The organism is Streptomyces sp. NPDC050211 (assembly GCF_040656035.1).
Taxonomy (GTDB): domain Bacteria; phylum Actinomycetota; class Actinomycetes; order Streptomycetales; family Streptomycetaceae; genus Streptomyces.
In genome coordinates, this window is the sequence record NZ_JBFALC010000013.1 from 63,191 (window position 1) to 78,362 (window position 15,172).

At 67.8% G+C, this 15,172-nt stretch carries 10 protein-coding genes; 7 read left to right on the forward strand and 3 right to left on the reverse strand.

Annotated features, from left to right (window positions below; genetic code table 11):
- Positions 1 to 50 precede the first annotated feature (50 nt).
- Positions 51 to 1,172 carry a peptidoglycan bridge formation glycyltransferase FemX gene (gene femX / locus AB0I98_RS16465; protein WP_362941462.1) on the forward strand — a complete coding sequence of 374 codons (1,122 nt, stop codon included), beginning with the start codon at positions 51 to 53 and terminating at the stop codon, positions 1,170 to 1,172.
- A 65-nt stretch (positions 1,173 to 1,237) separates the two neighbouring features.
- Complete coding sequence (locus AB0I98_RS16470) at positions 1,238 to 2,269, forward strand: alanine racemase (protein WP_362941465.1); 1,032 nt, start codon at positions 1,238 to 1,240, stop codon at positions 2,267 to 2,269.
- 81 nt (positions 2,270 to 2,350) lie between these two features.
- Here the strand turns inward: AB0I98_RS16470 and AB0I98_RS16475 are convergent, their stop codons facing one another.
- Both AB0I98_RS16475 and AB0I98_RS16480 read right to left on the reverse strand, forming a co-directional pair.
- On the reverse strand, positions 2,351 to 3,868 hold the full coding sequence (locus AB0I98_RS16475) for a glycosyltransferase 87 family protein (RefSeq protein WP_362941468.1): 1,518 nt from the start codon (positions 3,866 to 3,868) through the stop codon (positions 2,351 to 2,353).
- A gap of 121 nt (positions 3,869 to 3,989) precedes the next feature.
- Positions 3,990 to 6,677 (reverse strand): transglycosylase domain-containing protein, encoded by a 2,688-nt coding sequence (locus AB0I98_RS16480; protein WP_362941471.1) that lies wholly within the window; start codon positions 6,675 to 6,677, stop codon positions 3,990 to 3,992.
- Positions 6,678 to 7,061: 384 nt separating this feature from the next.
- On the opposite strand from AB0I98_RS16480, the gene AB0I98_RS16485 reads away from it, so the two are divergent.
- From AB0I98_RS16485 to AB0I98_RS16500, 4 genes are all read left to right on the forward strand, one after another.
- Entirely contained in the window at positions 7,062 to 7,742 is a 681-nt protein-coding gene (locus tag AB0I98_RS16485; RefSeq protein WP_301982408.1) for a PadR family transcriptional regulator, read from the forward strand.
- Between the two features lie 44 nt (positions 7,743 to 7,786).
- On the forward strand, positions 7,787 to 8,869 hold the full coding sequence (locus AB0I98_RS16490; RefSeq protein WP_362941474.1) for an inositol-3-phosphate synthase: 1,083 nt from the start codon (positions 7,787 to 7,789) through the stop codon (positions 8,867 to 8,869).
- A 79-nt stretch (positions 8,870 to 8,948) separates the two neighbouring features.
- Positions 8,949 to 10,211 carry an MFS transporter gene (locus tag AB0I98_RS16495; protein ID WP_362941478.1) on the forward strand — a complete coding sequence of 421 codons (1,263 nt, stop codon included), beginning with the start codon at positions 8,949 to 8,951 and terminating at the stop codon, positions 10,209 to 10,211.
- A gap of 121 nt (positions 10,212 to 10,332) precedes the next feature.
- The gene (locus AB0I98_RS16500; RefSeq protein WP_362941481.1) at positions 10,333 to 10,890 is read left to right on the forward strand and encodes a hypothetical protein; all 558 of its coding nucleotides are present in this window, start codon (positions 10,333 to 10,335) and stop codon (positions 10,888 to 10,890) included.
- A gap of 94 nt (positions 10,891 to 10,984) precedes the next feature.
- Here the strand turns inward: AB0I98_RS16500 and AB0I98_RS16505 are convergent, their stop codons facing one another.
- A complete protein-coding gene (locus AB0I98_RS16505) occupies positions 10,985 to 12,451 on the reverse strand; it encodes a CCA tRNA nucleotidyltransferase (protein WP_362941484.1) in 1,467 nt (488 codons plus the stop codon).
- A gap of 287 nt (positions 12,452 to 12,738) precedes the next feature.
- Here AB0I98_RS16505 and AB0I98_RS16510 point away from each other — a divergent pair, with 287 nt between their 5' ends.
- Positions 12,739 to 15,129 (forward strand): DUF6049 family protein, encoded by a 2,391-nt coding sequence (locus AB0I98_RS16510; RefSeq protein ID WP_362941487.1) that lies wholly within the window; start codon positions 12,739 to 12,741, stop codon positions 15,127 to 15,129.
- The last annotated feature ends 43 nt before the right edge of the window (positions 15,130 to 15,172 follow it).

Here is a 15,172-nt window from a genome sequence, read left to right on the forward strand (position 1 = left end):
GCCGGAGCCCCTGTACCCATGGGGACACACCAGCCCGAGGAGCGCCCCGAATGAGCCTGACCCTGAGGACGATCAGTCGCGAGCAGCATCTGGCATACATCCAGAGCCTGCCGTCGGCGAGCCACATGCAGGTCCCGGCCTGGGCCGACGTCAAGGCGGAGTGGCGCTCCGAGAGCCTCGGATGGTTCGACGACCGCACCGGTGAATTGGTCGGCGCGGGGCTCGTCCTCTATCGGCAACTGCCCAAGATCAAGCGCTACTTGGCCTATCTGCCCGAGGGCCCGGTCATCAACTGGTTCGCGCCGAATCTCACCGAGTGGCTGGAACCGATGCTCGCGCACCTCAAGCAGCAGGGTGCCTTCTCCGTGAAGATGGGCCCGCCGGTGATCATCCGGCGCTGGGAGGCCGGCTCCATCAAGCAGGGCATCCAGAACCCGGACGTGAAGCGCCTGCGTGACATCGAGGCCGACTTCATCGAGCCGCGCGCCTTCGAGGTCGCCGACAAGCTCCGCCGTATGGGCTGGCAGCAGGGGGAGGACGGGGGCGCCGGCTTCGGTGACGTACAGCCCCGATACGTCTTTCAGGTGCCGCTGGCCAACCGCTCCCTGGAAGACGTCCACAAGAACTTCAACCAGCTCTGGCGCCGCAACATCAAGAAGGCCGAGAAGGCCGGCGTCGAGGTCGTCCAGGGCGGCTATCACGACCTCGAGGAATGGCAGCGGCTGTACGAGATCACCGCTGTGCGCGACCACTTCCGGCCCCGCCCGCTGTCGTACTTCCAGCGCATGTGGACGGCCCTCAACTCCGAGGACCCCAACCGCATGCGGCTGTACTTCGCGCGCCACAACGGGGTGAACCTGTCGGCCGCGACCATGCTGATCGTCGGCGGGCACGTCTGGTACTCCTACGGCGCGTCCGACAACATCGGCCGCGAGGTCCGGCCCTCGAACGCGATGCAGTGGACAATGCTGCGCGACGCCTATGCGCTCGGCGCAACCGTCTACGACCTGCGCGGCATCTCCGACTCGCTGGACGAGACCGACCACCTCTTCGGCCTGATCCAGTTCAAGGTGGGCACGGGCGGCCAGGCCGCCGAATACCTCGGTGAGTGGGACTTCCCGCTCAACAAGCTGCTCCACAAGGCGCTCGACATCTACATGTCCCGCCGCTGACGCACCACAATTTGCTTTCACATCTCTGATACACCGCAGCCACGAGAAAGGTTCCAGGTCCGGCCATGGCGCTCACGCTCTACGTCGACACCGCGCGCTGGCGGGCGCACCACAAGCACGTGCAGGAGCAGTTCCCGGGTCTCGTCCCGGTCTGCAAGGGCAACGGCTACGGCTTCGGACACGAGCGGCTCGCCGAGGAGGCCACCCGGCTGGGCTCGGAGGTCCTCGCCGTGGGCACGACGTACGAGGCCGCGCGCATCAAGGACTGGTTCGGCGGCGACCTGCTGGTGCTCACGCCGTACCGGCGCGGCGAGGAGCCCGTGCCGCTGCCGGACCGGGTCATCCGCTCGGTGTCGTCGGTGGACGGCGTGTACGGCCTCGTGGGCGCCCGGGTGGTCATCGAGGTGATGTCCTCGATGAAGCGGCACGGCGTGAACGAGCAGGACCTGCCGCAGCTGCACGCCGCCATCGAGAACGTCCGCTTGGAGGGCTTCGCCATCCATCTGCCGCTGGACCGCACCGACGGCTCGGACGCCGTCGAGGAAGTCATCGGCTGGATGGACCGGCTGCGCGCGGCCCGCCTGCCGCTGCACACGATGTTCGTCAGCCACCTCAAGGCCGAGGAACTCGCCCGCCTCCAGCAGCAGTTCCCGCAGACCCGCTTCCGCGCCCGCATCGGCACCCGGCTGTGGCTGGGCGACCACGAGGCAACCGAGTACCGCGGCGCGGTCCTGGACGTCACCCGCGTCTCCAAGGGCGACCGCTTCGGCTACCGGCAGCAGAAGGCGGCCTCGGACGGCTATCTGGTGGTCGTGGCGGGCGGTACGTCGCACGGAGTGGGTCTGGAAGCCCCGAAGGCGCTGCACGGCGTCATGCCCCGCGCCAAGGGCGTCGCCCGCGCCGGCCTCGCCACCGTCAACCGGAACCTCTCGCCGTTCGTCTGGGGCGGCAAGCAGCGCTGGTTCGCCGAGCCGCCGCACATGCAGGTCTCCATCCTGTTCGTGCCCGCGGACGCCCCGGAGCCGACGGTCGGCGACGAGCTGGTGGCCCATCTGCGGCACACCACCACGCAGTTCGACCGGCTCGTCGATCGCTGAGCAGCGGCGCCACAGCAGGAAAGGCCGTACACGGGAACACCGTGTACGGCCTTTTGCGTAGCCCACGCCCGCCCCGTTCGCTCAGAGCGAACGCCCCTCAGGTGGCCCGGGGCGCGCGCTGCCCCACTCCACCTGAGCTCCTTCGAACTGCGCCGCGTGCCGCGGCGGATGGGCTGCAGCGCCGAGCACGAAGACGTCCTCAGCACCGTCGAGGACGCCTCCCGAGGGGTCGTCGTCGCCGGCCCTGCGCACCACGTCCCGCTCCGGCATGAGGATGTCGCGCACGATCAGCACGCACAGGTACAGCGTCCCCAGCAAGTGCACGCCGATGGCCCAGTGGTAGCCGTCGGTCGGAAGGCCCTTGTGGGCGTCTCCGCTGGTCGTGTAGGCGAGGTACAGCCAGATGCCCAGGAAGTACGCCACCTCGCAGGCCTGCCAGATCAAGAAGTCCCGCCACTTCGGCCGGGCCAGCGCGGCCAGCGGGATCAGCCACAGGACGTACTGCGGCGAGTAGACCTTGTTGGTGAGGATGAAGGCCGCGACGATCAGGAAGGCGAGTTGGGCGAAGCGCGGACGGCGCGGTGCGGTCAGCGTGAGCGCCGCAATGCCCGCGCAGCACACCAGCATGAGCAGCGTGGCGAGCGTGTTGACGGTGTCGGTGCTGAGCGGGTTGGACGAGTTCTGGGCCATGATCAGCCAGAAGGAGCCGAAGTCGACGCCCCGCTCCTGGCTGAACTCGTAGAACTTCGACCAGCCTTCGAAGGCGAACAGCATCACCGGCAGGTTCACGACCAGCCAGGCGACGACCGCCCCTCCCAGTGCCGTGCCGAACTCCCGCCATTTGCCCGCGCGCCAGCAGAGCACAAGCAGCGGCCCGAGCAGCAGGAAGGGATAGAGCTTGGCGGCCGTGGCAAGCCCCAGGAGGACGCCGAAGGCGAGCGAGCGGCCCCGCGACCACATCAGCATCGCCGCGGCCGTTAGAGCGACCGCCAGCAGGTCCCAGTTGATGGTCGCGGTCAGCGCGAAGGCGGGCGCCAGAGCGACCAGCAGACCGTCCCAGGGCCGCCGGGCGTGCGTACGGGTCACACAGACGGCGATGACGACGGCGCACACCATCAGCAGCCCGGAGTTGACCATCCAGTACCACTGCTCCTGGTCCTGGATGCTGCCGCTGCCGGGCGTGAGCCAGGCGGCCACCTCCATGAACACTCCGGTCAGCACCGGGTACTCGAGGTACTGCATATCGCCGGAGAGCTTGTCGAAGTACGGCACAAGCCCGTCGGCGAACCCGCGCCCCTGGTAAAGGTGTGGGATGTCCGAGTAGCACGCGTGCGTGTACTGCGAGCTGGCGCCGAAGAACCAGGCGCCGTTGTAGCAGGGCGCCTTCTGGACCAGGCCGAGGGCGAACATGCCGATCGCCACCAGCGCGATGATCCGCACGGGGGTCCACCAGGACGTCCCGAGCAGGGCGCGTCGGCCGATGGGACCGCCGATCAGCTCACTGCCGGTCGCCGCGACCTCATCGGTCTTGGTCGGCGGGACCGGGTCCGGCTCGTGCACGCTCGCTTGCGTCGATTCTGCGCTGGGCATAGGGCACATCCTGCCGTACCGACCTAGGAATACGGCGAGGGCCGCCGCACCTCGTGGGTGCGGCGGCCCTCGTTTCACGTGAAACATCCGGGTGTTTCACGTGAAACAGTCACACCGGACGATCCGGTGGCTAACCCGTTGAGCCTCCGAGAAAGCCTCCGTTGCCATTGCCGTTGTTTCCGCCCTCGTCGCCCGTACCTGTGGGCGTCGGTGAGGCGGTCACACCGCCGTCCGTTCCTCCGCTGTCCGCACCGCCCGTCTCGGAGCCGCCGTCCTCACAGCCGAAGAAGCCACAAGTCTCGCTCTGCGTGGGCGTGGGCGACGGCAGGGGCTGACTGGGCGTCGGAGTCGGCGTCGGGCTCTCCTCCTGCGTTTCCGTGATGGTGGGAGTGGGGGTCGGCGTCGGCTCGTTGACGATCTCACCGATGGGCTTGGGCGTCGGGAAGTCGATCGCAGGCTCCCCCTTCAGCGCCGCTTCCATGTAGTCGTGCCAGATCTCGGCCGGGAACGAGGCGCCGTGGATCGACTCCTGGTCACCCGTGCCGTACATCTCCAGGAACGTACGGTTCTTCTTGGTCTCATCGTCGTCGTACCGGAACATGGTGATCGATGTGGACAGCTGCGGGGTGTAGCCGACGAACCAGGCGGACTTGTTGCCGTCGGTGGTACCGGTCTTGCCGGCCACATCGCGCCCGGTCAGCTGAGCGTTGGTACCCGTTCCCTTGTCGACGACCGTCTTCAGGACGTCCGTGACGTTGTCGGCGACGTCCTCGGTGAACGCCTCCTTGGTCTGCGTCTCGTGTGTGAAGACCGTGCCGTCCTTGCTCGTGACCTTCTCCACGGAGAACGGTTCACGCTGCTTGCCGCTGGCCGCGAACGTGGCGTACGCACCCGCCATACGGATCGCGCTGGGGTCGGAGGTGCCGATGGAGAACGTCGGATAGTTGGTGCCGGCCAGGCTGTCCTCCTTGAGGCCCGCGTTCATGGAGGCCTCCTTCACCTTGTCCAGGCCGACGTCCATGCCGAGCTGCACAAAGGCGGAGTTCACCGACTCCCGCATCGCCTCACGGAGATCGATCTGGTAGTCGGGCGGAGTGCCGTACGACTCGTCGCCGTCATTGACCTGCAGCCACTCCTTGCCCTTCTCGTTCTTCCAGACCTCTCCGGTGTAATCCTCGATCTTCAGCTTGTTCTTGCCGCTGAACAGGCTCTTCGGGGACACCTGGGTCCGCTCGTCCTGCGCCTGGGTCGGACCCAGATCCGGGTCCCGCACACCCCACGTCATCGCTGCCGCGAGCACGAACGGCTTGAACGTCGAACCGACCTGGGCGCCGGTGACGTCGGCGTTGTTGGTGAAGTGCTTGGTCGCGTCTTCACCGCCGTAGATGGCCTTGATCGCGCCGGTCTTCGGGCTGATGGAAGCACCGCCGAACTGGACGTGGGTGTCCGTCTTCGGGCGCTTCTTGGGGTCGATGTTGGCCTTCTGGACCTTCTTGACCGAGTCCTCGAGCTCCTTGACCTTCCTCTTGTCGAAGGTCGTGTAGATCGAGTAGCCGCCCTTCTGCAGGTCGTCCTCAGTGATCTTCGTGTTGTTGACCAGATACGCCTTGGCCAGGTCGACGAGATAGCCGACCTGGCCGCTCAGCGCGGCGTTCGAACGCGGACTCTGGGTCTTGGGAAGCTCGGTGTACTTGGCCCGCGTCGCGGCATCCAGATGGCCGTACTCGACCATCTTGTCCAAGGTGTCCTGCATCTGGATCTTTGCGCGCCGCTGGTTCGCCTCGGGAGTGGCCCCGACCGGGTCGATGGAGCGCGAACCCGCTGGGTCGTAGTACGTGGCGCCCTTGAGCGTCGCTGCCAGGAGGGCACACTCGCCCTCGTTCAGGTCGACGGCGTCCTTGTTGAAGTACGCGCGTGCGGCCGCCTGGATGCCGTAGGCCCCGCGGCCGTAGTAGCCGGAGTTCAGGTAGCCGGCCATGATCTCGTCCTTGGAGAGCTTCGCTCCCACCTTGATCGAGACGAAGATCTCCTGGAACTTCCGGGAGACGGTCTGCGACTGGTCGTTGAGCATCGCGTTCTTGACGTACTGCTGGGTGATCGTGGATCCACCCTGCGTCTCGCCGCCCCTGGCCATGTTGAACACGGCACGGCCGATGCCCTTCAGGTCGATGCCGTTGTCGGAGTAGAAGGTCTTGTTCTCCTGGGAGATGACCGCGTACTGCATCGCCTTGGGGATCTGCGAGAGGTTGACGATCTGGCGGTTCGTCTCGCCACCCGTGGAGACCATCTCGCTGCCGTCGGCCCAGTAGAAGACGTTGTTCTGCGCCTCGGCAGTCTTCTGGATGTCGGGGACGCCCACCATCGCGTAGCCGATGCCCGCCACGGCCACCAGGCTGCCGAAGAAGCCGATGCACAGGCCGGAGACGAGCTTCCAGGAGGGCACCCAGCGGCGCCATCCGTACTTACCGGCCCGGGGGTAGTCGACGAGCCTCTTGCGGCCAGGAGGAGCCGGTCGCCCTCTTCCTCGTCCAGGACCGTTCGGACCACCGGGAACGGCGCCTCGGCCGCTCCGGCCGGGGTCGGCCGCTCTGCGGCGGCCGCCTGTGCTTCTCTGGGCCGCACGCCGGGCCTCGGCGCGGCCGCCGTACGGCCGCTCCTCTGCTCCCGACCCGGAACCCGACCCGTACGAGTCGGAAGGAGACCCGGTTGCGCCTCGCGGTGCCGCGCGGCGGCCGGTGGGCAAGCCGGACTGGCCGCGTCGGGCCGCGGCACGTCCGCCTCCCTGCGGCTGCGGCGGTTTGCGACGGTGCTCGCTCATCGAACGACTACTCCTAGGGCAGGCGCACCGTGGCGCGCCTGGAAACGGCGGCAGGTTTCCGGTCCCCCCGAAGTACGGATGTGGTCGGTCCTGCATTCACCCGTACTGCACCGGGGACGAGGACGCCCCCAGACGTCACTCGGTTCCCGGTGGTCTGCATGCCGCACAGACTACGCACCGTCAAAACCCACCTAGCACCGAAGTTCACCCCAAAACAGGCAACTTACTTCCTACGAATCGGTGATGTGATCCCGTTCACCGTCCTCCCTCTTGTCGCATCCGGAAGGCCGTTCTATCGTCGGGATGTATCGAGTCGATACATCAGCTCGGCATAAGGACCGTCAAGGCGCCCGTCGCACGGGCCGCGGCAGAGAGGAGGCGACGATGAGCCGGCGTTCCGGGATCCTCGAGTTCGCCGTACTCGGCCTGCTCCGCGAATCCCCGATGCACGGATACGAGCTGCGCAAACGACTCAACACGTCACTGGGTGTGTTCCGTGCGTTCAGCTACGGGACGCTCTACCCCTGCCTCAAGACGCTGGTCGCCAACGGCTGGTTGATCGAAGAGCCGGGGAACACCACCGAGGACGCCCTCGCCGCGCCCCTCACCGGCCGCCGCGCCAAGATCGTCTACCGATTGACGGCGGAAGGTAAGGAGCACTTCGAGGAACTGCTCTCGCAGACCGGGCCCGATGTGTACGAGGACGAGCACTTCGCCGCTCGCTTCGCCTTCTTCGGGCAGACGTCGCGCGACGTACGCATGCGCGTACTCGAGGGGCGACGCAGCCGGCTGGAGGAGCGCCTGGAGAAGATGCGCGCCTCTCTGGCGCGCACCCGGGAGCGCCTCGACGACTACACGCTCGAGCTCCAGCGCCACGGGATGGAGTCCGTGGAGCGCGAAGTGCGCTGGCTGAACGAGCTCATCGAAAGTGAGCGGGCGGGCCGGGACCTGAAGGGTCCCGCCCACGGAGAAGCCGCTCGCGACACCACAGAGGGAGCGCCGGGCGTCCTGCCCCGGCCCGGGGACACCCCCGGTCCGGATACGCCCGGCGACACCACCACGTGAGACCCCTGCCAGGGCCTCACTCGTACACACAGGGAGCAACCGGAATGGGTTCGGTTCGCGTAGCCGTCGTCGGCGTGGGCAACTGCGCCGCGTCGCTGGTGCAGGGAGTCGAGTACTACAAGGACGCCGATCCGGCGTCGAGGGTGCCCGGCCTCATGCATGTGCAGTTCGGCGAGTACCACGTCCGTGACGTGGAGTTCGTCGCCGCGTTCGATGTCGATGCGAAGAAGGTCGGCCTCGACCTCGCGGACGCCATCGGCGCCTCCGAGAACAACACCATCAAGATCTGCGACGTGCCGAGCACCGGCGTGACCGTCCAGCGCGGCCACACCCTCGACGGCCTCGGCAAGTACTACCGCGAGACCATCGAGGAGTCCGCCGAGACGCCGGTCGACGTCGTCCAGGTCCTCAAGGACAAGCAGGTCGACGTCCTCGTCTGCTACCTGCCCGTCGGTTCCGAGGACGCGGCGAAGTTCTACGCCCAGTGCGCCATCGACGCCAAGGTCGCCTTCGTCAACGCCCTCCCGGTCTTCATCGCCGGCACCAAGGAGTGGGCGGACAAGTTCACCGAGGCGGGCGTGCCGATCGTCGGCGACGACATCAAGTCGCAGGTCGGCGCCACCATCACGCACCGCGTCATGGCGAAGCTGTTCGAGGACCGCGGCGTCGTCCTCGACCGCACGATGCAGCTGAACGTCGGCGGCAACATGGACTTCAAGAACATGCTCGAGCGCGACCGCCTCGAGTCGAAGAAGATCTCCAAGACGCAGGCCGTCACCTCCCAGATCCGCGACCGCGACATGGGCGCGGACAACGTCCACATCGGCCCGTCCGACTACGTGGCCTGGCTGGACGACCGCAAGTGGGCGTACGTCCGCCTCGAGGGCCGCGCGTTCGGTGACGTCCCGCTGAACCTGGAGTACAAGCTCGAGGTCTGGGACTCCCCGAACTCCGCCGGCGTCATCATCGACGCCCTGCGCGCCGCGAAGATCGCCAAGGACCGCGGCATCGGTGGCCCGATCCTGTCGGCGTCGAGCTACTTCATGAAGTCCCCGCCGGTCCAGTACTACGACGACGAGGCCCGCGAGAACGTCGAGAAGTTCATCAAGGGTGAGGTCGAGCGCTAAAGACCCAGGTCTTGCTCGATGGTGAGGGTCCCCGAGGCATTCCGCCCGGGGACCCTCCCCGTATGTGAGGCTGTGCCCCATGGCCGTCGTCCGTGACCTGCGCGTCCTCCTGCGCTTCCAGGGGTTCCGGCGCCTGCTCGCCGTACGCCTGCTGTCCCAGGGGGCCGACGGCGTCTACCAGGTCGCACTCGCCTCCTACGTCGTCTTCTCGCCGGAAAAGCAGACGTCGGCCGCCGCGATCGCCTCCGCGATGGCGGTCCTGCTCCTGCCGTACTCCCTGGTCGGCCCCTTCGCCGGCGTCCTGCTGGACCGCTGGCGCCGCCGTCAGGTCCTCCTGTACTGCAGCCTGCTGCGCGCCCTGCTGGCGACGGTCACGGCCGCTCTGATCGTCAGCGACGTCCCGGACTGGCTCTTCTACGTCTCCGCCCTGTGCGTCACCGCCGTCAACCGCTTCGTCCTGTCGGGCCTGTCCGCCGCGCTGCCCCGCGTGGTCGACGCCGACCGGCTGGTGATCGCCAACTCCCTGTCCCCGACCGCCGGAACGCTCGCCGCGACCGCCGGCGGCGGCCTCGCCTTTCTCGTACGAATCCTGGGCGCCGACTCCGACGCGGCCGTGGTGCTGCTGGGCGCCGTGCTGTATCTGTGCGCCGGGCTGGCTTCGCTGCGCATGGCCCGGGACCTGCTGGGTCCCGACCGGGAGCTGGTCCAGCCCCGCCTCACCGCCGCACTGTCCGGCACCGCACGCGACCTGGTGGCAGGTGTACGTCATCTCGCCGCGCCGCAGCGCCGGCAGGCGACGTGGGCACTGTGCGCGATGACGATGATGCGGTTCTGCTACGGCGCCCTGACGGTCATGCTGCTGATGCTCTGCCGGTACGCCTTCACGTCCACCTCGGAGGACGGACTCGCCCTGCTGGGACTGGCGTTGGCCATTTCCGGTGCCGGCTTCTTCGCGGCGGCAGTGCTGACGCCCTGGGCGGCGGGACGACTCGGCCCCGGCGGCTGGATCATCGTATGTGCCGCGGCGGCCGCGGTCCTGGAACTCGTCCTGGGCCTGCCGTTCGCCACGGCTCCCATGCTGGCAGCGGCATTCGTCCTGGGCCTCACCACGCAGGGGGCGAAGATCGCCACGGACACGATCGTGCAGTCCTCGGTCGACGACGGCTTCCGCGGCCGCGTCTTCTCCGTCTACGACGTTCTGTTCAACGCCGCCTTCGTCGGCGCCGCCGCGGTGGCCGCCGCAATCCTGCCGCCGGACGGTCGGTCGGTGGCGCTGGTGGTCACGGTGGCCGTTATCTACGGGGCGGTTGCCGCCACTATGGCCCGCTTTGAACGCCAGTAAGTGTCACATCAGTGCCACAGAGTCACTCCCGGATACAGAGTTGTCAGTGGAGGCCGATAACTTACGTGCGTCTTATTTCGACGCCATGTCCGCGTCACGCATCCTTTTCAGGGGGACCTCAGTGACAACTCCGCCGCCCCAGGGCCAGAACCCATTCGGGCAGGGCCAGAACCCTTACGGCCAACCGCAGGGCCAGGCTCCGTACCCGCCCCAGGGCGGCTATCCGCAGCAGCCGGGCCAGCCCGGCGTCCCCCAGCAGCCCGGCTTCCCGCAGCAGCCCGGCTTCCCGCAGCAGGGCGGCTCGCCCTACGCGTCGGTCCCGCCGCAGCCGGCCGGCCGCAAGCTCAGCTTTAAGACGATCAAGAACATCGTGATCGGCGTGGCGGTCCTCGCCGTGATCATCGTTGGCATCATCGCCAGCCGGGATGACGCCAACACCGCCGCGGTGGGCGACTGCATGCAGCGTGGCAGCACCAACAACAGCGACCCGGACCTCGAAGTCGTCGAGTGCGGCTCCGCGGACGCCGAGTACGTGGTGCTGGCCAAGATCGAAGGCTCGTACACCACTGACGCCGCGGCCAGCTCCCAGTGCGAGGCCAAGGCCAAGGACTTCCAGTACGTGTACACCGAGAGCGGCGACGGCAGCGACTTCCTGCTCTGCCTGAAGGACGCCAAGTAGGGCAGACATCGAGAGGGGCGTTGTTTCACGTGAAACATCGCCGCGTTCTGAACGGGGTCATGTTTCACGTGAAACATGACCCCGTTCCACATCCTCAGCCCTGCTCGGCCCACCACTCCTTGAGTGCCGCCACCGCCGCGTCATGTTCCATCGGCCCGTTCTCCAGCCGAAGTTCCAGCATGTGCTTGTACGCACGCCCGACGGCCGGCCCCGGTCCGACTCCCAGGATCTCCATGATCTGGTTGCCGTCGAGGTCAGGGCGGATCGCGTCCAGCTCCTCCTGCTCCTGGAGCTGAGCGATGCGGTCCTCCAGGCCGTCGTACGCCCGCGCCAGGGCCGCCGCCCTGCGCTTGTTGCGGGTCGTGCAGTCCGAGCGGGTCAGCTTGTGCAGGCGGTCGAGGAGGGGACCGGCATCACGGACGTAGCGGCGGACCGCGGAGTCCGTCCACTCCCCGGTGCCGTAGCCGTGGAAGCGGAGGTGGAGTTCGACCAGACGGGAGACATCCTTCACAAGCTCATTGGAGTACTTCAGCGCCGTCATCCGCTTCTTGGTCATCTTCGCGCCGACCACTTCGTGGTGGTGGAAGGAGACCCGGCCATCGCTCTCGAAGCGACGAGTGCGGGGCTTGCCGATGTCATGCAGCAGCGCGGCGAGGCGGAGGGTGAGGTCGGGGCCGTCTTCCTCGAGCGCGATCGCCTGTTCCAGAACGATCAGCGAGTGGTCGTAGACATCCTTGTGCCGGTGGTGCTCGTCGCGCTCCAGACGGAGCGCCGGGAGCTCGGGCAGTACGTGGTCGGCGAGTCCGGTGTCGACCAGCAGCGTCAGACCCTTGCGCGGGTGCGAGGAAAGGATCAGCTTGTTCAGCTCGTCCCGGACCCGCTCGGCCGAGACGATCTCGAGGCGCCCGGCCATCTCGTTCATCGCCGTGACGACCTCCGGAGCCACCTCGAAGTCGAGCTGTGCGGCGAAGCGCGCGGCCCGCATCATCCGCAGCGGATCGTCCGAGAAGGACTCCTCCGGTGTGCCCGGAGTACGCAGCACACGCTCCGCGAGGTCCTTGAGACCACCGTGCGGATCGATGAACTCCTTCTCCGGAAGCGCGACCGCCATCGCGTTCACCGTGAAGTCACGCCGGACGAGGTCCTCCTCGATGGAGTCGCCGTACGACACCTCGGGCTTGCGTGAGGTCCGGTCGTACGCCTCGGACCGGTAGGTGGTCACCTCGATCTGAAAGCGTCGATCAGTGTCTCCGACGCGGGCGTCCTTCTGCACCCCTACGGTCCCGAAGGCGATCCCGACCTCCCACACGGCGTCCGCCCACGGGCGCACGATCTTCAGTACGTCCTCGGGGCGGGCATCGGTTGTGAAGTCGAGGTCGTTGCCGAGCCGGCCGAGCAACGCGTCCCTGACCGATCCGCCGACCAGAGCGAGTGAGAACCCGGCTTCCTGGAAGCGGCGGGCGAGGTCGTCGGCGACAGGAGCGATCCGCAGCAGCTCACTCACCGCGCGGTGCTGCACCTGGCTCAGGGCACTGAGGTTGTCTTCGTTGGCGTTCGGCACAACAGAAGAGGGTACGTGGCTCGGGCGACCCCGAGCGCCCCCATTAAAAGGGGGGAAGACATCACACCTTAAAGCGGACGGGCACCTCGCCTCCTTGATACGTGCACAAGATCCGTCCGTGCGGCGAGCGGAGCCGCCCCTCCTTTATACGGGCACATACGGGACAGCCCGGCACCGTCCACCGATCTTGTGGAGCGGTCCGCGGCACTTCCCCTCAGCGCGCATCGTTACCATGCGTGGGCGGACATTCCGACGACCACTGACGACGACGAGGGACGGACGAGCGCGTGGCCGAGGCGGCAGAATTCCAGGGGACCAGTCCCTCACCTGCCCGCCGGTGGCTGCGGCGCACGGCAGCACTGCTCGCCGGCGCGCCCCTGCTCACCGGGCTGCTCCAGCTGCCCGCCGCCACGCCCGCGGACGCCGTCGGACAGACCTCGCTGAAGACAGCCTCCGGCTCGAGCACGGTGGCCGTCGCCGTCGACTCGCTCACCCCCGTCGCCCCCGTCGAGGGCGACACCCTGACCGTCTCCGGCACGGTGACCAACAACGGCAAGCAGGCCGTCACCGGCGCCGAGGTCGATCTGCTCCTGGGCCCCCGGCTGACCACCCGCTCCGCCATCGACAGCGCCGCCCAGCGCACCGGCTACCAGGAGGGCGCCGACGGCTCATCGGTCGGCGGGGAGTACGTCGAGGAGTTCCCTAAGCTCACGCCGGGCGTCTCCGAGCGCTTCAGCATCTCCGTGCCGGTCGACGAGCTGGATCTCACCACGGACGGGGTCTACCAGTTCGCCGTCTCACTCTCCGGCGAGACGTCCGCGCAACCGTGGGACCAGGTGCTCGGCATCCAGCGGACCTTCCTGCCCTGGCAGTCCGGCGAGGCCGACACCAGGACGAAGACAACCGTCCTGTGGCCCCTCATCTCCACGGTCCACATGACGGCGGAGACGGGATCGAACGAGCAGCAGACGCCGGTCTTCCTCAATGACGACCTCGCCAAGGAACTCTCCCCGGGCGGCCGGCTGAACCAGCTCCTGAGCCTGGGCAAGAACCTCGACGTCACCTGGGTGATCGACCCGGACCTGCTGGCGTCGGTCGACGCGATGACGCGCGGCTACCGGGTGAAGAACGAGGACGGCACGACCACGGCCGGAGCCCATCAGGCGGTCGCGAAGAAGTGGCTCGCCTCGCTGCAGGAGGCGGTCGTCGACAAGGAGGTCGTCGCTCTTCCCTTCGCCGACCCGGACCTGGCCTCCATCGCCCACAACGGCACCAGCGTCACCGGCTCGCTGAGCCACCTCAAGGAAGCCACCGACGTCGTCGCCGGCACCGTCGAGACGATCCTCCACGTGGAACCGATCACGGACTTCGCCTGGCCCGTGGACGGTGCCGTCGACCCGTCGATCGTCAAGGTCGCCACCTCGGCCGGAGCGGACAAGGTGATCGCGCGCAGCGACAGCCTGGAGGAGACGGGCGGACTGCCGTACACGCCCTCGGCGGCGCGGCCCATCGGCGGGGGCATCACCGCGGTGGTCGCGGACACACGGCTGTCGACGGCCTTCCAGGGCGATCTGACGAAGGCGTCGGCCTCCACGCTGGCCGTGCAGAAGTTCCTCGCCCAGAGCCTCACGATGAACCTCCAGACGGACAAGCAGCGCAGCGTCGTCGTCGCCCCGCAGCGCATGCCGACGGCACGGCAGGCCCGGGCGATGGCCGAGGCGGTGACGGCGCTCCAGGGCGGCGCCTGGTCCGAGTCCCAGGAACTCACGGCCGCCGCCGCAGCCGAGCCGGACGAGGGCGCCACCACCAAGGTGCCGTCGAGTTCCGCCTACCCCGCGTCCCTGCGCAAGCAGGAGCTGCCCAGGTCGGCCTTCCAGCAGATCGCGACGACGCAGGACAAGCTCGACAACTTCAAGGTGATCCTCAACGACCAGTCCCGTGTCGTGACGCCCTTCGGGCGGGCCATGAACCGCGAGATGTCCACCTCCTGGCGCGGCCGGGCCGAGGAGGCGGAAAGCTTCCGCGTAGATGTGGAGAAATACCTCGACAGCCTCGCCGGCCAGGTCACGCTGATCGACAAGTCCGAGACCAAACTCTCCGGACGCAGCGCCACCATCCCCGTCACCGTGCAGAACAACCTGGTGCAGGGCGTCGACCACCTGGTGCTGCGGCTCACGTCGACAAGCCCGAACCGGCTCGAGATCGGCGGCGATTCCTACGAGGAACAGCCCGTCACGGTCTCCGGCGGCCACAGCCAGACGGTGAAGTTCACCACCTCGGCCAAGGCCAACGGCCGCGCGACGGTGATCGCCCAGCTGTACACGGAGGACGGCCAGCCGTACGGCGGGCAGGTCACCTTCGACGTGAAGGTCACCGAGTTCACGGCCACGGTCATGCTGGTCATCGGCGGTGGTGTCCTGCTGCTCGTCCTGGCCGGCTTCCGGATGTACACCCAGCGCAAGCGCGCCGCTGCCCGCGAGGCCGACGGAGACGGCACCGACGAGGCGAGCCAAGGCGACGACACCCCGCAGAACCCCGAGAGCCCCGAAGACCGTCTCCAGGAGGAGTCCGACACCCGGACCCGGGCAGGCGACCCGGAGCAGCCGAGTGACCCGGCACCGGACACCCCAGCGGAAAGCGCAGACCCGTCCGGCACGGGTGAGAGAGTGGACCGTTGAGGATGTCGTGGCCGGTGGGCCCGGGACGATGAGGTGGGGTAAC

What these genes read in the sequence shown, in the direction of transcription:
- AB0I98_RS16480 (WP_362941471.1), bottom strand. Translation starts at nt 6,677, where the DNA reads ATGAGCGAGCACCGTCGCAAACCGCCGCAGCCGCAGGGAGGCGGACGT.
- AB0I98_RS16490 (WP_362941474.1), top strand. Translation starts at nt 7,787, where the DNA reads ATGGGTTCGGTTCGCGTAGCCGTCGTCGGCGTGGGCAACTGCGCCGCG.
- femX (WP_362941462.1), top strand. Translation starts at nt 51, where the DNA reads ATGAGCCTGACCCTGAGGACGATCAGTCGCGAGCAGCATCTGGCATAC.
- AB0I98_RS16470 (WP_362941465.1), top strand. Translation starts at nt 1,238, where the DNA reads ATGGCGCTCACGCTCTACGTCGACACCGCGCGCTGGCGGGCGCACCAC.
- AB0I98_RS16485 (WP_301982408.1), top strand. Translation starts at nt 7,062, where the DNA reads ATGAGCCGGCGTTCCGGGATCCTCGAGTTCGCCGTACTCGGCCTGCTC.
- AB0I98_RS16475 (WP_362941468.1), bottom strand. Translation starts at nt 3,868, where the DNA reads ATGTGCCCTATGCCCAGCGCAGAATCGACGCAAGCGAGCGTGCACGAG.
- AB0I98_RS16495 (WP_362941478.1), top strand. Translation starts at nt 8,949, where the DNA reads ATGGCCGTCGTCCGTGACCTGCGCGTCCTCCTGCGCTTCCAGGGGTTC.